The sequence below is a fragment of the Roseibium sp. genome (assembly GCF_050301095.1).
In the GTDB taxonomy this organism is placed as follows: domain Bacteria; phylum Pseudomonadota; class Alphaproteobacteria; order Rhizobiales; family Stappiaceae; genus Roseibium.
Genome location: NZ_JBNKYW010000289.1, coordinates 1 through 17,646 on the forward strand (window position 1 = coordinate 1; position 17,646 = coordinate 17,646).

Annotated in this window: 17 protein-coding genes; 3 read left to right on the top strand and 14 right to left on the bottom strand. The window is 60.5% G+C overall.

Going from position 1 to position 17,646, the window contains the following annotated elements; all coding sequences use genetic code 11:
- The 11 genes from ACQY7U_RS25220 to ACQY7U_RS25270 form a co-directional block, all read right to left on the bottom strand.
- Positions 1–1,384: heme lyase CcmF/NrfE family subunit (locus ACQY7U_RS25220; protein ID WP_428651043.1), on the bottom strand; the 1,384-nt coding region annotated here is incomplete at its 3' end.
- A gap of 52 nt (positions 1,385–1,436) precedes the next feature.
- Positions 1,437–1,886, bottom strand: coding sequence for a cytochrome c maturation protein CcmE (gene ccmE / locus ACQY7U_RS25225; protein WP_428651046.1), 450 nt, complete (start codon positions 1,884–1,886; stop codon positions 1,437–1,439).
- A gap of 160 nt (positions 1,887–2,046) precedes the next feature.
- Positions 2,047–3,192 carry a c-type cytochrome biogenesis protein CcmI gene (gene ccmI / locus ACQY7U_RS25230; protein ID WP_428651049.1) on the bottom strand — a complete coding sequence of 382 codons (1,146 nt, stop codon included), beginning with the start codon at positions 3,190–3,192 and terminating at the stop codon, positions 2,047–2,049.
- A gap of 122 nt (positions 3,193–3,314) precedes the next feature.
- Positions 3,315–4,805, bottom strand: a complete 1,491-nt coding sequence (locus ACQY7U_RS25235) for a hypothetical protein (RefSeq protein WP_428651052.1) — start codon at positions 4,803–4,805, stop codon at positions 3,315–3,317.
- Between the two features lie 257 nt (positions 4,806–5,062).
- Positions 5,063–5,500 (bottom strand): RT0821/Lpp0805 family surface protein, encoded by a 438-nt coding sequence (locus ACQY7U_RS25240; protein ID WP_428651054.1) that lies wholly within the window; start codon positions 5,498–5,500, stop codon positions 5,063–5,065.
- Positions 5,501–5,748: 248 nt separating this feature from the next.
- Positions 5,749–7,170, bottom strand: a complete 1,422-nt coding sequence (locus tag ACQY7U_RS25245) for an ATP-binding protein (protein WP_428651056.1) — start codon at positions 7,168–7,170, stop codon at positions 5,749–5,751.
- The gene (locus tag ACQY7U_RS25250) at positions 7,160–7,828 is read right to left on the bottom strand and encodes a response regulator transcription factor (RefSeq protein WP_428651059.1); all 669 of its coding nucleotides are present in this window, start codon (positions 7,826–7,828) and stop codon (positions 7,160–7,162) included. Before ACQY7U_RS25250 ends, ACQY7U_RS25245 begins: the two co-directional genes overlap by 11 nt.
- 79 nt (positions 7,829–7,907) lie before the next feature.
- A complete protein-coding gene (locus ACQY7U_RS25255) occupies positions 7,908–8,162 on the bottom strand; it encodes a PepSY domain-containing protein (RefSeq protein WP_428651062.1) in 255 nt (84 codons plus the stop codon).
- Positions 8,163–8,275: 113 nt separating this feature from the next.
- A complete protein-coding gene (locus ACQY7U_RS25260) occupies positions 8,276–9,571 on the bottom strand; it encodes a glycosyltransferase (RefSeq protein WP_428651065.1) in 1,296 nt (431 codons plus the stop codon).
- A gap of 74 nt (positions 9,572–9,645) precedes the next feature.
- Complete coding sequence (locus ACQY7U_RS25265; RefSeq protein WP_428651068.1) at positions 9,646–10,395, bottom strand: HAD-IIB family hydrolase; 750 nt, start codon at positions 10,393–10,395, stop codon at positions 9,646–9,648.
- Positions 10,392–11,930 carry a glycosyl hydrolase gene (locus ACQY7U_RS25270; protein ID WP_428651071.1) on the bottom strand — a complete coding sequence of 513 codons (1,539 nt, stop codon included), beginning with the start codon at positions 11,928–11,930 and terminating at the stop codon, positions 10,392–10,394. The genes ACQY7U_RS25265 and ACQY7U_RS25270 overlap by 4 nt, the downstream gene beginning before the upstream one ends.
- Before the next feature lie 116 nt (positions 11,931–12,046).
- On the opposite strand from ACQY7U_RS25270, the gene ACQY7U_RS25275 reads away from it, so the two are divergent.
- The gene (locus tag ACQY7U_RS25275; RefSeq protein WP_428651074.1) at positions 12,047–12,796 is read left to right on the top strand and encodes a DUF1194 domain-containing protein; all 750 of its coding nucleotides are present in this window, start codon (positions 12,047–12,049) and stop codon (positions 12,794–12,796) included.
- 50 nt (positions 12,797–12,846) lie between these two features.
- Here ACQY7U_RS25275 and ACQY7U_RS25280 read toward each other — a convergent pair whose 3' ends face one another.
- Entirely contained in the window at positions 12,847–14,025 is a 1,179-nt protein-coding gene (locus ACQY7U_RS25280; protein ID WP_428651077.1) for a phytanoyl-CoA dioxygenase family protein, read from the bottom strand.
- Positions 14,026–14,110: 85 nt separating this feature from the next.
- Between ACQY7U_RS25280 and ACQY7U_RS25285 the strand changes: the two genes are divergently transcribed.
- The gene (locus ACQY7U_RS25285; RefSeq protein ID WP_428651080.1) at positions 14,111–15,133 is read left to right on the top strand and encodes a LacI family DNA-binding transcriptional regulator; all 1,023 of its coding nucleotides are present in this window, start codon (positions 14,111–14,113) and stop codon (positions 15,131–15,133) included.
- Between the two features lie 193 nt (positions 15,134–15,326).
- Here ACQY7U_RS25285 and ACQY7U_RS25290 read toward each other — a convergent pair whose 3' ends face one another.
- Positions 15,327–16,055 carry a helix-turn-helix transcriptional regulator gene (locus ACQY7U_RS25290; protein WP_428651083.1) on the bottom strand — a complete coding sequence of 243 codons (729 nt, stop codon included), beginning with the start codon at positions 16,053–16,055 and terminating at the stop codon, positions 15,327–15,329.
- Positions 16,056–16,067: 12 nt separating this feature from the next.
- Positions 16,068–16,439, bottom strand: a complete 372-nt coding sequence (locus ACQY7U_RS25295) for a VOC family protein (protein ID WP_428651086.1) — start codon at positions 16,437–16,439, stop codon at positions 16,068–16,070.
- A gap of 279 nt (positions 16,440–16,718) precedes the next feature.
- Between ACQY7U_RS25295 and ACQY7U_RS25300 the strand changes: the two genes are divergently transcribed.
- The coding region (locus tag ACQY7U_RS25300; RefSeq protein WP_428651089.1) for a CSS-motif domain-containing protein at positions 16,719–17,646 on the top strand (928 nt) is incomplete at its 3' end.

Here is a 17,646-nt window from a genome sequence, read left to right on the forward strand (position 1 = left end):
CCATCACCCAGACGGCGAGGCCGACGCCGAGCGGAGCCAGAACCTTCTCCATGCCCCAGAGCCAGAAGGTGAACAGCGTCATCAAAAAAGCCAGTCCAAGCGCCGCATAAAGACGTTGTGTCGCCGCCAGCAAGTCGCCCCGCTTCCAGGAAAGGACCGGACCAAAGGGCACGGCAAGGAGGAGCGGCACCATCAGCGGACCGAAGGTCAGATTAAAGAAAGGCGCCCCGACCGAGATCTTGTCGCCGCCGACCGCATCCAGCACCAGCGGATAGAGCGTACCGACGAAGACGGCGGCACAGGCGGCGGTCAGGAAGAGGTTGTTGAGCACGAGCCCGCCTTCCCGGCTGATCGGTGCAAACAGCCCGCCCTGCTTCAGCGCGGAAGCCCGGAAGGCATAGAGCGACAGGGAACCGCCGATGAAGAGCGTCAGCAGACCGAGAATGAAGACGCCACGCGCCGGATCGGTGGCAAAGGCGTGAACCGATGTCAGAACACCGGACCGCACAAGGAAGGTGCCGAGCAGCGACAGCGAGAAAGTGAAGATGGCCAGCAGCACCGTCCAGACCTTGAGAGCCTCGCGCTTTTCCATGACGATCGCCGAATGCAGCAGCGCGGTGCCCGCCAGCCAGGGCATGAAGCTGGCGTTTTCAACCGGATCCCAGAACCACCAGCCACCCCAGCCGAGTTCGTAGTAGGCCCAATAGGAACCCATGGCGATGCCGAGCGTCAGGAAGCTCCAGGCAAGCAAGGTCCACGGGCGCACCCAGCGGGCCCATGCCGCGTCGGTCCGGCCCAAAATGAGCGCGGCCACAGCAAAGGAAAAGGTGATCGAAAAGCCGACATAGCCGACATAGAGCAGCGGCGGATGGATCGCGAGGCCGATATCCTGAAGGATCGGGTTGAGGTCGGCGCCTTCAAGCGGCGGATTGACCACGCGATTGAACGGGTTGGACGTGACCAGCAGAAACAGTGTGAACCCGGTGGATATCAAGCCCTGAACGGCAAGGGTCGCCGCCTTGAGGTCACTCGGCAGATTGCCGCCGAAAATACCGACAAGCGCACCGAAGAATGCCAGGATCAGCACCCACAACAGCATCGAGCCTTCGTGGTTCCCCCACACGCCCGTGAACTTGTAGAGCAGCGGCTTGGCGGAATGCGAGTTTTCCAGCACGTTCAGTACCGAAAAGTCGGAATTGAGATAGGCGCCGGTCAGAACCACGAAGGCGGTCAGAACCAGGGCAAACACCAGCACCGAAACCGGCGGTGCCACCGCCATCAGCCGTTCATCCCCGGTGAGTGCCCCCCACAAGGGCACCGAGGCCTGAATGAGCGACACGGCAAATGCCAATACCAATGCGTAATGTCCGAATTCGACGATCATTGCCGGTCCTTGTTTCCGTTTTCCGCAGCATCTGGAGCCAAAGCTCCAGAGGTCAATTGGCCTCGCCTTCGCCACCCTGCCAGTGGCCCTGATCCTTCAGGGCTTCGGCGACTTCCTTGGGCATGTAGTTTTCATCATGCTTGGCCAGCACGCTGTCAGCCATGAAAACGCCGTCAGGTCCGACGACCCCCTCGGTCACCACGCCCTGTCCCTCGCGAAACAGATCCGGCAGGATACCCTTGTAGGTCACCGGTACGGCATTTGCCATGTCGGTGACACGGAACTTCACTTCGGCGTTGTCCGACTTCAGCACCGAGCCTTCTTCGACCAATCCGCCCAACCGTATCCGTTGACCGATGGGGATCGTGCTTTCCACGATATCCGTCGGGCTCTGGAAGAAGACAATCTGGTCCTTGAGAGCAAAAAGGATCAGGCCGAGGGCAACGGCAAGTACCGCGCCCGCGGACGCTATGAAGGTCATCCGTCTTTGCTTGCGTGTCATTTGCATTCCGTCCGCATTCCGGATCGGCGACCGGTCAACCGAAGACGATTGAACAGACGCTGATCGTTTCCAGTTTGCCCGGCCAACCGTTTTGCCTTTCAGGCAGGTGGTTGCCCGGGAGGGTCCTCCGTTGCCCGACTCCGGTGCAACGGCCCTCGTTTCAGGACCCTGATAGACCAAGCTGCCTGGCGACGTCCTTGATCATAGACAAGTCATCCGGCTTTCCGTCGAGAGCGGCCTGCGCATCCGCATACGCCGTCTCGGCCTTCTGCTTGTCCCCCAGCACCATATAGGCCCGGATCAACCGGTTCCATTCTTCTGCCGTTCCCCCTTCCGAAGAGAGCCGTTCGGCCAGCCCGGTAACCATGTTCCGGATCATGGCCTGCCTGTCGTCGTCGCTCATGTCTCCGGCGGCGGCAATGTCTTCCTGTGATGGGCCTTTCAGTCCGGCGGCCAATCCGTCAGCTGGAGCCTCTTCCCCCTTCAGCTGTGCCAGCTGCTGGCGCGCAGCGCCGACCCAGGCGGCAAGTTTGTCCGCCCCTTCCAGCAGCTGTTCCCAAGCTGCGATCGCCTCCTCGGTCCTGCCTTCCTGTCCTAGGGCAATTGCGAGGAAGAAACGGGGCTTGACGGCTTCGGCATCCATGGCGGCCGCCGCTTCGAATGCCTGCCTTGCCTCCGAGGTCACCAGCCCCTGGTTCGCGACCGTCAGCGCCTCGCCCATGTCCGTCAGCCAGTCCGCTCTCGCCCCCAGAATACGGATGGCGTTCTGATAGGCCCTGGCGGAAGCTTGCGGCTGGCCGAGCGACAGGTAGACCGGCGCGATCACCGCCCATCCCTGGCCGTCTTCGGGATTTTCGGCCAGATGCTGCTCGACGCGGGCAACCAGGACATCCACCGACTGTTCGGTCGGCGGTGCATTGAGCCTGAGCGCAAGTGGCGTATCCGGCTGATCGGGAGACCCGAGCAGAAGATATATCCCGACCGCGGCGAGCGGCAACGCGATAATCGCAATTCCCTGGGCCAGTCTCAGGCGGGTTTTGCCCAGTGCCTTTTCCGGCACCTCAGCATGTTTGTCGTGGGCGGCAAGCAGACGGCGCGCGATTTCCGTTCTTGCGGCTTCCGCGGCCTCCGGGTCGATCAATCCGCGTTTCAACTCGCTATCGATCGCACCAAGTTGCTCCCGGTAGACCGCTTCATCCGCGTTCATGGTAGCGGCGTCTGCCTTGCGCCGGGCTCTCGACAGGGGAACGAGCACCGTCAGCGCAGCGATTCCCGTCATGGCAGCTATTAGAATCCAGAATGTCATGGCCGCACTATAGACCGCCGACGCCGGCAAAATGCAAGACGGCTGTGCTGTGACCGGCAGTCGCGGCCTTCAAATCTGGTGGGTATCGAAAACCGGGGGCGTTCTGCGGGTGCCGGCTTCCTTTATTTCTGCCCCAGTGCACTGGCGACGAGCTTGCGCTCAGGATTGGGCGCGGGTTCGGCTTCCGTCTCGTCGTCCCGTTTCCGGGCCTTGGCGACGGCGGACTGGCGGCTCCGGCGGAGCTGTGCGGCATATTCCTCGCCGAAGTAGATCTCCGACAGCATGATCGCCACGTCGGCGGCGGCCATATGGGCCTCCAGCTGCGGTCCGCGGGCAGCGCCAAGGTCCGTGATCAGCGACCGTGTCACGATTTCCAGTGTTTGCTCCACCGCATGACGAGTCCGCTTGCTGACCTCGTTGACCGCGAAGGTCTCGGACGCATTGCGGACCATCGTGACCACCCGCAAGGTGCGCACGGCGTCATCTATCGCGGATTGATCGATCTGCAGGTTTCCGTTTCTGTCGAACTTAGGCACCTGAAGGGCCCTGCGGACGGCGCCATGGGCACTGTCGAGTTCCTGCGTGACCGCTCCGGAAATACCACGTTTGGTTTCGGCCAGCTGGCGGCGCCACTTGCCCGTCACGGTAAGATCGATGTCCCTTTCGATGCCGCGCACCAGCTCATGATACTCGGCAAGTGCCTGCGAGAAGGCGACGGGATCCGGATTGTGGCTGCGGTGCTCCAGCGCCAGGATCTGCAGCCTTTCCGCTTCGCTCATCACCATATCCACGAAAGGCGCGAAGGGAGAGCTGGCGATCACCTTCGGATCGTCGTCCCCCGCCAGGCGGCCGGCAAAGGTGCACAAGGCGGAGGGTGCATCGGCCCGGTCGATCAGAGCGGCGGCGATTACAGGGACATGATCGGGATGCCGTCCCGAGCATTTGTCCACCATCCGCAGGACGTCGGTGTCGTGTTTCAGGCGGTGTTCGTTGATCCGCTCGGGCAGGTTCTCAAGGAACGGAACAAGCCACTGTTCCGCCGCCAGGATTTTCTGAATGTCACGCAACTCGGCAATACCGCGGTCGCCGCCGAGTTCGACGCTCATCCGGCGGCGTTCCTTTTCGGACCATTCGCTGCGGCTGAGTACGTCGCCCAGGGCCTCGACCGAACGGGTTCTGAGCGACTGCACGAGGGCGTCCACGCGCTCGCCGCTGACGTCCGCATTTGCCGCCTGGTCCAGAACGGTCTTGACGTCCTCCGGCATGACATCCCGGCTGAGCCAGTTCCAGACACGGTCGAGCACGGTCCGGTTTATGCGCCCTTCCTGGTGGTTCGGCAAATATTCATTGATCAGGAAACTGTCGAGCGGCGCGAAGAACATCCGCTGGACCTGGTTTCGCCTGTGCGGGCCGTCGACAACGCTTGCGGGGGCAACCGATTTCGGCTTTCTGAGAAGGTTCACGGCGGCCGCGAGGACAAGGTTGATGTGCGGGTCCGGGCTCTTGCCGGACTTGCCGTTTTCCAAATTCCGGACCAGAGCCTCAACCGCCTTAGGGCTGAGGCTGCTCAAATAGGTCTTGATTTTCGTTTCAAGCTGGTCCGAGTATTTCATTCACAGCATCAACATGGTGATCCGAATCCCGGAGATTTTAACGGGAGAAGACTTAAGTAAATGTTGAAGGCAGCTCAGGTTATTTGATGCAATTCAGGTCCTGACAGCACCCGGGCAGTGCAAGACTGGCGAAGGCAACAAATCAAGCCGGACACAGGCATGCCGGCGTGTTTCCTACCATCGCCCCGTGGCAGACGCTCCCGAGCAGAAAAACGCCGCGGAAAGTGCTTTGCCCTGAACGTGTGTACCGTCCGCCGTTACCCGATTACCTGCCAGGTTCCGCGATCCGTTTCACAGGCCGTTCCCCTGGCCTTGAGGACCCGGCCCTGCAGGACCATTTCGTGGGTAAACTCGCGGCAACTGGTGTCGTTGACGAAGTAGACAGGCCCGGGGCGAACCTGGCCGCTGCGGCCGGTGCGTTCGTTCTGCCAGGCCACGGCAGCACCGACACCTCTTGCACGGAGCGCGCGGTTCTGCGCGTCTTCGGCGGCCCGGCGGTCGGATGCGTCCAGAGCCTCACCGAATTCGTTGTTCACAAGCACGGAGATGGCGGCATTCGCTTCAGAGGCGGATACGTTGGAATTCGGGTCGCCAAAGAAAGACCCCCAGCCACCTGGCTGGGTCGCTCCGGATGTCATCGAACATCCGGCGAGAACCGTGGCAAGAACGAGACCTGTGGCGCTGCGCAACCGCATGCTTGAAAGCTCCCAGATCAACCTGCCTTCCCGTGAAAGCCAAAAGCTGACCCAATCTAGAGTGCCATTACATCCTGTCGACGTTCGCCCGAACGCCGGATGCGAATACCGGTCGAAACCGGCAGGAGAATCATCAGTATTTCCCATTTGTGGCCGAACTTGGCCAAGTTCCAGCCTTGACCCGCAATCTTAGCCAAAATCTATCACAGCTTGTTAACCGCCCTTTTCCGCACTGCGGCAGATATCCCCTATTCCTTGCCCAGCGCCGGCAGAACAAGCCTTGCCTTCAGGCCGCCCAAAGCCGATCCGTCCAGTTCAAACGCGCCACCGTAAAGAGCGGCAAGGTCTGCCACGATGGATAGGCCAAGTCCCGTTCCCGGTACGGTTTCGTCCAGCCGCCGTCCGCGCTTGACCGCCTCGGACCGTTCACCGGGCGTCAGTCCCGGGCCGTCATCCTCGACGACGATCTCGAACATCTCCCGGTTCGAAGCCGGGTCGTGCAGCGCAGCCGCACGGACCGACACCCGCGAGGCTGCCCACTTGCAGGCATTGTCGATCAGGTTGCCGCTCATTTCCTCAAGGTCCTGACTCTCTCCCCGAAAGCGGATCTCCTCCTTCTGATCGAAAGTCAGGGCAACATCCTTGTCGCGGTAAATCTTCCCCATCGCCCGGATGAGGCGGGCGAGAACCGGTTCGGTTTCGCAGGACACGCCGATCACACGCCGCTGTGCCGCCATCCGTGCCCGCTCCAGATGATGCTGGATCTGGGTGGACATGATGAGAGCCTGTTCGGCGACCTTGTCGGCCAGCGGACCGCTTGCCGACCGGGCCTCGTTCGAAATGACGGACAACGGCGTTTTCAGGCCGTGAGCGAGATTCCCGACGTGAGTACGCGCCCGTTCAACGATTTCACGGTTGGAAACGATAAGCGCATTGAGCTCCACGGCCAGCGGCGCGATTTCCCTCGGCAATGCCTCGTCGATCCGCTCCGTCTTGCCCTGCCGGACAGCGGACAGGGATGCCCGCAACCGGGTAAGAGGTTTGAGACCGACGCGGACCTGCAGGAAAATGGCGACGGTCAGGCCGACCCCGACGACACACAATGTCAGCGCGACAAACCGTTGAAACTCCCCGATATCCGCCCAGAAGCCAGCCGTCGCAGCGGCAACGGCAATCACATAGGGTGTTTTCTCGACCGTGATCCTTTGCTGCAGGATCCGGACTTCATCGCCTGTCGGGCCGGGCATGTACCCGGAGCTGATGTCGGCATCCCCGATCGGCGGCGCGTTCAGCGGGTCGCCGACAAGGGAGGGAGAGGCATAGAGGATATTGGTGCTGCCGGCCCGCCGGATGGTCCAGTACCAGCCGGACAGGGGCAGGGAAAATCGCGGATCGCCCCGGTAGCTGGGGGCGGCCAGGGTTGAAAAGGCCCGGGTCGTGCCGGTCTCGGTTTCCAGCATGCCAGCAATCAGCGCCTTCAGATGCACTTCAAGCTGCGCGTCGAAGGCCCGTTCACTTGCGCGCTCATAAAGTCCGGCGAGAAACACGCCCGCCAGTGCCAGGGCAATGGCCGACCAGACCGCCGCCACGAACACCAGGCGGGCGGCAAGAGACCGCTGCGGCCTCTGCGGAACCGGTTGCCCGCCCCCTGAGGTTGCCTCACTCGTCACCGGCCGCTCCAAGCCGGTAGCCGAGGCCACGAATGGTCTCGATCAGGTCGGCTCCGATCTTCTTGCGCAGGCGGCCGACGAACACTTCGACCGTGTTGGAATCTCGGTCGAAGTCCTGATCGTAGAGGTGTTCGGTCAATTCGGTCCTGGAAATGACCTTGCCCTGATGGTGGAGCAGATAGGACAGAAGCCGGTATTCGTGGGACGTCAGTTTGACCGGATTGCCGTCCAACGTCACACGTCCGGCCCGCAGGTCGAGGCGGACAGGACCGCAGGTCAGCTCGTTGGAGGCGTGTCCGGCCGCCCGCCGCACCAACGCCCGAACGCGCGCCAGCACTTCTTCCATGTGAAAGGGCTTGGCGACATAGTCATCCGCCCCGGCATCGATGCCGGCGACCTTGTCCGACCAGCGGTCGCGCGCCGTCAGGATCAGCACCGGCATGGTGCGTCCGTCCCGGCGCCAGTTTTCCAGCACCGAAAGGCCGTCGAGCGTCGGCAGGCCGAGATCCAGCACGACAGCGTCGTAAGGTTCCGTATCGCCCAGAAAATGGCCGTCCTCGCCATCGGTGGCGCTGTCGACCACGTACCCGGCCTCTTCCAGGGCGGTCACGAGCTGACGGTTGAGGTCGGTATCGTCTTCAACAACAAGAATTCGCATGAGAATCGACTTTGAATTTTCAGGTCCTGAAAGTCATCGTCCCGAGGGACGTCCGAATGTGTTCGTGGCTTTTAAAAGGTCAGCGGCTGGCATTGACTGTGACGGTGGTCACGGAACCCCCGTTCTTGACAGACAGGACATAGACGTAGCCGCCGCCCTGCTGGCAGAGCTGCGCCTTGAGAATCTCGCCCTGCACCCGGCCGGCGACCGACCCGAGCGAAGCCGCCTTGCCGCTGGCCACCGCCTCGCGGGCCTGGGCCTGGGACAGACACGCCGCCTGCGCCGGCAAGGTGGCGGCAAGTGTCAGGATTAAAAGGGCGAAAATCTGTTTCACGTTTCCGATTCCGGTTCTGCCTCACGAAGTGTTGGCCAAGGTGTAATCAATTTCACCTGAACGCAAGCTGAACCGGATGTATAGGTTTCAGATGTCCGTGCCTCCCTGGCGGGCTAGCCGAAGGATACCTCGTCGGTCTGCAGATCGTCATAGCGGCCCTTGAAATGCTCGAACACCTGCAGTGTCCGCCGGGCAATACCGGTCCAGCCGAAAACACGGCGGGCAAACCGCGCCCCTTCCACGGACAAGGTCTCGCGCATCCAGGGATACTGCATCGGCATATTCAGCATGGCCGCGAACTCCTCGGGCCGTTTCGGGTCGGCGACGAGCGCGTGACGGCCGAACTCGATCTGTTCGAACAGGCCTCCATGTATTGTCACGACCGTCGGCGTCCCGCAGGCCATCGCCTCCACGGCCGTCATGCCGAAGGGTTCGTAGCGGGACGGCAGGGCGAAGATGCCCGGCGCCCTGTAGAAATCGGCCAGATCTTCATCGGCCACGTATCCGCGCCAGCTGATTGCATGCGCAACGCCGAGGTTTGCAGCAATCTCTTTCCACTGGTTCAGCAGGGCGATGTCGCTGTCGGAATTTGCGCCTGCTGCCAGGACCAGTCGCGCGTCCGGCTGCAGTTTCAACAAACTCGGCAGAGCCTCGATGATGAGGTCGTACCCCTTGTTCTCCGCCGCCCTGCCGACGACGTAGATATCCTTTTCGCTCATGTCGTGTTTCAACCGGGCAGCGGCCACACTGCTCGGGGTTGCAGGAGTAAACCGGCCCTCGTCGATCCCCGGCGGGATCATGGTGATATGTTCCTTTGGCAGCTGGTATTGCTCGACGATCAGGTCGGTCTGCTGTTCCGTGGTCGCAATGACATGATCGCAATTACGGTAGAGCACAAATTCCTTCTGGATCCGTTCCGCAAAGCGGTAACCGGCCATTTCCTCCTCGCCGGCACCGACCATGTCGTGCTGTTTCCACCAACCGAGGGAATGCGGTGTATGGATGTGCGGGATCTGCAGCTCTTCGGCAATTTTTTGCCCTGCAACGCCCGCATCCCAATAATGCGAGTTGATCACATCGTAGTGGATTTTGCGGCGCCGGATCATGGCAAGCGCATTGGTGACGAAGTCACCATACCAGTCGTGCATGTCCTCCTTGCGGATGAAGTCCTTACCACCGAACGGGATCCGCACGACGCGGAGATTTTCGTTGATGATGTCTTCTGCCGGCTGGTCCTCGAACTGCCTGGTCATGACATCGACCTTGTATCCAAGGCGGGCAAAACGTTTTGCAAGCTCGAGGACGAAGACCACCTGGCCTCCCGTGTCCGGTTTTCCGAGCTCTGGCGATCCGGCCACATATCCATGCAGCGAGATCATCAGCAGTGAACCGATATTTTGCTTGTTCATAAGTTATCCAATTTTGTCTTGTGTTTCTGTCTCCATCTTCCCAGGCGGTTGTTGTTTTCAGCTCTTATTATCGTTCAGGTTCCGGCGGTTTCCACCAGGCCGAAAGCGGTCAGTCCTTCAAGAACACCAGCCGCGTGGCAGGCGGTGGCGCGATATGTCTTGTTGCCCGGCATGGTGCGCAAAAGCTCAGCGCGCGCATTGCCGACAGCAATGGCTCTTCCGGCAGCTTCGAACAGGGCCAAGTCGTTGCCGGAGTCCCCTGCGGCGATGGTTCTTTCCAGCGGAATATCAAGATGATCCGCCAGATGCCGCATGGCGGCGTCCTTACCGGCACCAGGTGCAAGAATGTCGAGATCGCTGGCACCTGAATAGATATATCTGAATGGAATGCCTTCCATTTCAAGCCGTTCCAGAACCCGGTCCACCTGAGCCTTACCCGGGACCGCGAAACTGGCCTTTCCACCTGTCTGGAAAAGGTCTGCATGGGGACGATAGCCCAACTCCGTGACGAGATTGCGGATATCCTTGTCAGGCCAATCCAGAAACCGGTCCTGCCAGCTCTTCAACCATTGGCCATTCAGGCGGATTTCCGTACCAAGGCCGGTGATTACGGCGGCCGGAGCAAAATCGTCCGGGAAATAGTCCACCAGCGTTTCGTCGACGCTCTTTGCAGGCCGACTCGAGTTCAATGCCAACCTGATGCCCCGCCGGTGGGCCTTGAGCACGTCCCAAAGCCTTTGCAGATCCTCGCGGCTTCCGGTCAGCGTATCGTCGATGTCGCAGACCAGAAGCCAGGGTTCCGGAATGTCGCTCTGCCCAGTCATGGTCCGTCGGTCTCTGCATCAGGAGCAACAAAGGCCGTGGTGATAGACTGTGCACCGGTGTCTTCACTCACCGGGCGTTTCAGGGTTTCTATCTGAAGTCCCTTGAGGCAGACAGCCGCGCTTTCGACATAGAAACCGACCAGTCCATCGGTGAAACTGTCATCAACCAGGCTGAGGACCACATAGCCGTCGATTGAAAATTCCAGGTACATGCCGTGGACGATCACTTCTATCTGCCACGGCCCCTGGTCGCTGCCCCGGAAATGGGCTTCCTGAAGCGGCATGAAGCGGAAGGCATGCTCGAACTCCGGCCTTGGGTTTGCACCCCACGCGCGCATTTGCGCCATGCCATTGATCAGGTCGAGCGAGAGGTAATAGCCATCACCGTCTTCGTTCGTGCGCAGGACCAATCCTGTTTTCCCGGACCCCTCGAGCATCAGTTGCGCTCTCAGGCGAAAATCTTCGTGCGTGCCGGGAAGAATGAAAGCCTCGTTTCCGCTTTTGCACGAAAGATGCAGGCCGTCCGGGCGGTCGACAGCCGAGGCGTGAGGATTGCCGAAAAGATATTTGCATTGATAGGAGGCGGTCACGCTTTCACGGTGCGTAACGAGGTCGTTGAACCCGCTGAAGGATTTTACTTTCAACCGGCCTTCCCGATTTGTCACAAGGCGTTTGGGTGGCGGAAGGAGCTTTTTGACAACCTCCCGACCGTAAACAAACTCGGTTTTGGAATAGAAGTTGAAAAGGAGAAGGTCACCGTTCATGCGGCAAATCCGGCCGGCGTAGTTACCGGAAGGCAAGACCACATTGTCGAAGAAATTCTCGTAAGGTCCCTCAAGGTCTGGGGCGTACCAGTAGTGGATCTTGGTGTCTTCCCGAATTGATCCCATCAGATAGTGGCGCTCTCCCAGTTTGAAGAGGTTCGGCACTTCAACATCATCATATAGTCCTGGACGGTGAAGAGGCGGTTCGAACCTGTATTCGTCGGCAGTCGTTTCCCGCGCCAACGCCACACAACCTCTGCGAATGATCGGACCGTCCTTGACCCGGGCGGAGCTCAGCAGCAGTCGTTCGCCTGTCTTCTCATCATGATAGAAAAACGGGTCCCTGAAACTCACCCAGTGGCGACCTTCATCGATGGAACTCTCATAATAATCCGATGGGATTTCCAGAGGATAATGACCACTGTTGCAACGCTTCCAGCGATACAGATCCTTCGAGCGCGCAACGCCGACCCTTTGAACCCGCCCGTATTCCGAACGCGCCAGTCCGGTGTAGAACATGCGCCATTCTCCCGGGCGGTCGGGATCCGCGCTCACGTGCATGGTCCAGAGCATGTCGTCATCCCAGGCCCCGGGATCGCCGACGAAGAGCGCGTTCTTCACCCGACGCCAGGTCATGCCGTCGGAACTGACCGCGTGGGCTATGAAATCGTGATTGGGCAGAACGAGATGAAAGAGATGAAACAGCCCGTCATGAAAAACGACATCGACGTCACCGATATCCGATCTCAGAAATCCATGGGATGCATACATGCCACAAGCCTGCCCCAGTTGCCTCGGTGCGTGCAAGTCTTGCACCCAAAAAATTTGCAGCGCAGCATCGATCGGATCCCTTGAACCGTCACCGGTTCTGATGTTGAGTTTAAACCATGCCTGACCACCGCCAGATCCGGCTTGCCCGCCGCACGGTTCCGTCCCTGACATACGGACGAAAGCGTCTTGCCAAAGCATTGAGTGCTCTGGCCGCGCTCCTGGCAGTCCTCATCCCGGGGCCAGCCCTGTCCTGCTCGCTTTCGCTGGTTCTTGCCATGGACGTCTCGGCAAGCGTCGACGCTCGCGAATACAAGCTTCAGCTCAACGGCCTGGCCGATGCGTTCCAGGATGCGAACGTCGTTCAGGCCATCGAGGCGGTCGGCGGGATCTGGGTCACGAGTTTCGAGTGGAGCGGCACGCACCAGCAGGTCACCCAATTCGATTGGCGGCGGCTCAGCGACAGGGAGAGCGCACAAGCGGCCGCCAGCCTTTTGCGGAATTTTCCGCGTGGTTTTTCCGAATTCCCGACAGCGCTCGGATATGCACTCGGTTTTGCGTCCGTCCGGATGCAAATGGCGCCGGAACCCTGCCGGCGCAAGGTGATCGATGTCGCGGGCGACGGGATCAACAACGACGGCTTTACCCCGGCGAGCGCCTATCGGGCCTACGACTTCGAGGGCATTACGGTGAACGGTCTCGTCATTGCCAGCGCCGACACCATGCCCATTCGATACTACCGGGAAAACGTCATCAGGGGTCCCGGCGCCTTCATAGAAACAGCCGCAAGTTACGAAGATTATGCCAACGCGATGAAACGCAAACTGCTGCGCGAGATCTACGGCAGTGGTTACGCCACGCTTCGGTAGCGGCTTGTCCGGTTTGCCGAGACTGCCCGCAGCGAAGCCGGGCCGCGTTATCAGGCCCGGCGGCGGTCTGCCTGTGCGGTCAGCGCCGCCTCAAAAGCTTCCACCGGTGTTTTCTCCGCCAAGGCCCTGAGCATGAGCTGCTTCTGCGTTTCCGGCGCCAGACCGCCGGTCGGCGGATCCCTGTCCAGATTTGTCGGGAAGGAATAGCCTTCCGCGCAGGCCGAAACGGCGGCTTCCAGATGCACCGGCTCCAGTGTTCCCTGCCCTACCCTTTCCAGCAGCACCGGATAGAGTGCCTTGCACATGGCAATGCGGTCGATGCTTTCCATGGCACGGCCAAAGGCGGAAGAGACCTGCAACAGGTTGGCCATGCGCTGGATGTCGGTGCTCGAATTGGCACCGGCCGCATGAAACAGCGCCGGGTTGAAGAAAACCGCATCCCCTTTCTTCAGGGGAAGCTGCACGCAGGTGGTCTCGAAAAACGTCTTAAAATCCTCCAGCCGGTAGGCCGCATATCCAGGCCGGTAGAGCTGCGAGAACGGCAGAAGTTTCGTCGGACCGCTTTCCACCGGCATGTCGGTGTGTGCGACCGCTCCCTGCAGCGTCATGACCGGTGAAAGATCATGGACATGCGCAGGATACTGCGCGCAGGCGTCTTCACTCTGGAAGCCGAGATGATAGTCGCGGTGCGCCTGCTGCGCCGCGCCGCCGGGGCGCACCAGATTGACCTGCGCCGTCATCTGGTAATTGGGGCCGAGCCAGGCTTCGCAGACGGTATCGATGGCCGGATTGGCGAAATAGCTTGCAAAAACATCCGGCGCGGTCAGACAGAGCTTCTGCAGCGAATTCCATATCCGATCATTGGCACCTGCCGCGGCAAAATGGTCGGCCCCGCCTCCGGTGGCCGCCTTTTCCTCCTGAATGATCCTGTTGTAGATCTCGCTCGCACGGTCGATCGGCGTCACATCCGAATAGGCGCCCTCAAGCACCAGGACCCCGGAAAGATCTTTCAGGACCCTTGCCCATTCCGCCATCAGGCGGCGGCGGCTGCCGGCGCCGGCAAGCACGGTCTGAAGACCGGCAATCCGATAGACGGGGACGTTTGCAACCACCCGGTCCGCGTGCGGAACCGAGCTGCTCTCCAACGTCTGCGCCACCAGCATCCGGAACGCTTCAAGGTCGCAGCTTGCCGCATCGAAATAGGCGGCCGTGTTCACCTGTTGATCCATGTATCCCTCCCAAGCATCAGGTTGCCTCAAGACTAGCAAACAGGCGGCTTGCACATACGGGTGAATTCCATCAAGAATCCATCAAATGACACATCGTTTTCCGGTCAAGGAGATCGCCCTCCAGGCGGGCATGAGCACGGCAACCGTCGACCGCGTCCTCAATGGCCGTGCGCATGTCAGTCCGCAAACCCGCCGGCGGGTGCAGGACGCGATTGAAGAACTGATCGGCCAGGAAGGGCAGCTTGCCGCCAAGGGCCGGCGGCTCTTCATCGACATCGTCGTGGAAGCGCCGAACCGGTTCAGCCGGGAGATCCGGCAGGCGTCGGAAAAAGTGCTCAGTGACCTCAGGCCGGTGGCAATCCGGCCCCGGTTTACGTTTGCCGAAACCATGCCGCCGGAAAATTGCTCGGCCATTCTGGAAAGGATCGCCCGGCGTGGCAGCCATGGCATCTGCCTGAAAGCGCGGGATACGCCGGAAGTGCACAGGGCCATTGCAGCCTTGGCCGCGCGGAACATTCCGGTGGTGACAATCTTCACCGACATTCCCGGCTCGGAAAGGCAGGCTTATGCGGGTCTCGACAATGCCAGTGCCGGCAGGACGGCGGCCTATCTGATGCAAAGACTTCTGGGGCCCGAGACCTGCGCGGTTCTGATCACGCTCAGCCAGCATGCCTTTCAGGGAGAAGAGGAACGGTATCAGGGCTTTCGGGACGAACTGCATCGCCTCAGGCCCGATCTCGCGCTGATCGACGCCAGCGGCGGCGGCGGCCTCAACCCGGATACGGGGCGCGAGGTTGCCGAAAGGCTCCGATCAAGTCCGCACATCGGCGGGGTCTACTCGATGGGCGGCGGCAACCGGGCCATCCTGCAGGCGCTTGGCAGAACCGGGCAACATCCCTCCGTCTTCATCGCCCATGATCTTGACGAGGACAATCTGGAGCTCTTGAAAGAGGAGCGGCTGACGCTGGTGCTTCACCACGATCTGCCCACAGACATGCGAGCCGCGTTCCGGCACATTCTGGCCCATCACGGCATCGGCGATGCGCCCCGGCTCTCCAGAAGCGACATTCAGGTCGTTACGCCGATGAACGTTCCGCAAGGCGCTTAGTCCGGCTGCCCGCTACCGCCTGCGACCGCCTGCAATGCGGGTCAGCAGTTCTAGAAGTCTCCGGAAGGACCAGTGGCTGCGGGGTGTGACCTCGTCCGCCCGCATGCAAAGACAATGCCCTTGAGGATCTCCGGAACCGTCGGGGTGACGCGAAGAACGGACCACGGCTACCTGCGTTTTCTGGCGGCCAGCGTCAGCCGTCGGCTTTTCCGCCTCGCGGTCGGGCCCCGTGCCGGTTTAGCTCCTCTTCCTCCATCGCCCGGTAGAAATCCTTCAGCGTCTTGCCCTTCTCGTTGGCGAAGCGGTCGCCGGTCTCGCGGATTTCGGCAATCCTGTCGAGGCGGAACATACGGAAGTCCTCGCGCAATTCGCACCAGGCGACCAGGGTCCAGACCTTGCCCCAGAACCAGAGGCCAAGCGGGCGGATCACGCGGGTGGTGGCCTCGCCCTTGACATCGCTATAGGCGATGGACAGGCGTTTGCGCCCATCGGCCGCGGCCTCGAGAAAGTCAATATATGAGCGCACCTGCGGGGTCATTTCCGGCGCAAAGGCGTGGATTTCGACCTCGTCCTGCCGCACCCGCATCTTTTCCGGAATGACCGCGTCGATCTTGACCATCGCCTCTTCGGCGGCACGCGCCATCGCGGCGCCGCCCCAGGCCCGGATCAGGCGCGCGCCGGCCAGAAGGGCAACGATTTCATCACGGGTGAACATGAGGGGTGGCAGCTCGTAGCCATCGCGCATGATGTAGCCGACCCCTGCTGCCCCTTCGATAGGAACGCCGGAGGCCTGCAGGTCGGCCACATCGCGGTAGATGGTGCGTTCGGAGACCTCCAGCCATTCGGACAGCTGACGTGCCCGCACGAGCCGGCCGCCGCGCAGATACTGCACGATCTGAAACAGACGGTCGGCACGTCTCATGCGGCTTGCTCCTCAGGCGGCAAACAGGCCGATGGAATTGCCGTCAGGATCGATGGCGTAAGCGAAACGGCCGGCCGGAATGGCGATCGGATCGGAGATGATTTCACCTCCCGCCTTCGCAAAACGCTCCATTGTTTCCTCAAGCGTGTCCGGACAGACCAGATGAATGGTCGGGCCCGTTCCCCTTGCTGCAGGCGTACCGGGATAAAGATGCCCGGCAACGCCGCTGTTCTTGGCCGGGAACATGGCAAATTCGTTCGGCCCCATGTCGGTGACACGTGAAAGCTCCGTTTTGAAAACCTCGTTGTAAAAATTCACTGCCTTGTCCAGATCGGTTACCGGGATCTCCATCCAGACGTTGAAGTTGTCGGGAACGAAAGTCATGAAAGTCTCCTATGGCGATGTGATGACCGTTCCATAGCAGACCGCTCCTGACAGCCTTCTGTCAGGAGAGTACGACAGTCCACGCCTGCAAGTCAGTGGAAAACTGCCTCTTTTCTCATGTTTCAGTCCCAACTTTGGCAGGAACCGGTACTGACGTTCTTTCAGCAGACGGCTTCAACGGTTCGTTTGAGCGACTTTCCGTCCCCCCATTGCCCGAAACGCCACCGGCGGAAGGACTGCGGCAAGTATCTGTTAATAATGTCAATTGACGCCCCCTTAATGTCGCTGCGTCATTCTGCGAGAAATTCGAATGGCGGGCGTATGGGTCGACGGAACAAATTTTCCTCAAACAAGGCAACGTTGAAAGGGGTGGTGGCGGGTCTCTCTACAGTTCTCGTCATGCTCTTTGTTGCCTGGGCGGGCGTGGCACTGGAAACCAGACGGGTCCTGGATTCCAAGACATCGGCACACCTGAACGTCTGGCTTGGATATGTCCAACGAAGCCGAACTTTCTATGACGATCTGGAAGCCATAACCGAGACGGACTGCAGCAGCGACCATCTACGTCGACTGACCACGCTCATCTACAACGACAGGCAAATCATCAACGTCTGGTTTTTCCCTGACGGTGGCACGAAGACCTCCTGCTCGACCAGTTTCGGCCGGTTGCAGGAACCCTATGACTTTGGCCCCCCGTTGAACGTGGGCCTGTTCCGAGATGAAAGAGAGGGATGGTATCGCGTTCCATTTGATGCTGTCGATTCCATCGACCAAGTCTCAATCATCAAGAAAGGCCGTTACGGACTTTCCTTTGCAACGACTGGTGGCCTCCAGGAGGCGCGTGCGTCGCAGTTTTTTGCTGCTTCCACTCAGTCACCGTACGCCGTGCTGCATCACTTCAACGGCGACGCCAATCTCCTGGAGAAATACCGCGAGAACTGGGGACCCGTTTTCGGAGATACCTACGGACGCGCCTGCGGTCCCGGGGATCTGCGGCTGTGCTACCTGACGATGATCCCGATTGAGCAGGTTTTTTGGCAGACCCTGCCCTTGCTCGGTCTTTTCGGCCTTTTCGGCCTCTTCGCCGCTTTCCTCGTTTATCAACGGGTCAACAGGGCCGTGCTGGAAGGGCGCAGCGCCAGGGGACGCGTCCGGCGTGCGATTGCAAAGGGTGGAGCGGGCTTCGAACCCTACTACCAGCCGATCC

Bases quoted from the DNA above. Each gene is read 5' to 3' on its own strand.
- ACQY7U_RS25250 (WP_428651059.1), bottom strand. From the start codon at position 7,828: ATGCGAATTCTTGTTGTTGAAGACGATACCGACCTCAACCGTCAGCTC.
- ccmE (WP_428651046.1), bottom strand. From the start codon at position 1,886: ATGACACGCAAGCAAAGACGGATGACCTTCATAGCGTCCGCGGGCGCG.
- ACQY7U_RS25235 (WP_428651052.1), bottom strand. From the start codon at position 4,805: ATGAAATACTCGGACCAGCTTGAAACGAAAATCAAGACCTATTTGAGC.
- ACQY7U_RS25290 (WP_428651083.1), bottom strand. From the start codon at position 16,055: ATGAGACGTGCCGACCGTCTGTTTCAGATCGTGCAGTATCTGCGCGGC.
- ACQY7U_RS25280 (WP_428651077.1), bottom strand. From the start codon at position 14,025: ATGGATCAACAGGTGAACACGGCCGCCTATTTCGATGCGGCAAGCTGC.
- ACQY7U_RS25240 (WP_428651054.1), bottom strand. From the start codon at position 5,500: ATGCGGTTGCGCAGCGCCACAGGTCTCGTTCTTGCCACGGTTCTCGCC.
- ACQY7U_RS25285 (WP_428651080.1), top strand. From the start codon at position 14,111: ATGACACATCGTTTTCCGGTCAAGGAGATCGCCCTCCAGGCGGGCATG.
- ccmI (WP_428651049.1), bottom strand. From the start codon at position 3,192: ATGACATTCTGGATTCTAATAGCTGCCATGACGGGAATCGCTGCGCTG.
- ACQY7U_RS25275 (WP_428651074.1), top strand. From the start codon at position 12,047: ATGCCTGACCACCGCCAGATCCGGCTTGCCCGCCGCACGGTTCCGTCC.
- ACQY7U_RS25265 (WP_428651068.1), bottom strand. From the start codon at position 10,395: ATGACTGGGCAGAGCGACATTCCGGAACCCTGGCTTCTGGTCTGCGAC.
- ACQY7U_RS25260 (WP_428651065.1), bottom strand. From the start codon at position 9,571: ATGAACAAGCAAAATATCGGTTCACTGCTGATGATCTCGCTGCATGGA.
- ACQY7U_RS25295 (WP_428651086.1), bottom strand. From the start codon at position 16,439: ATGACTTTCGTTCCCGACAACTTCAACGTCTGGATGGAGATCCCGGTA.
- ACQY7U_RS25270 (WP_428651071.1), bottom strand. From the start codon at position 11,930: ATGTATGCATCCCATGGATTTCTGAGATCGGATATCGGTGACGTCGAT.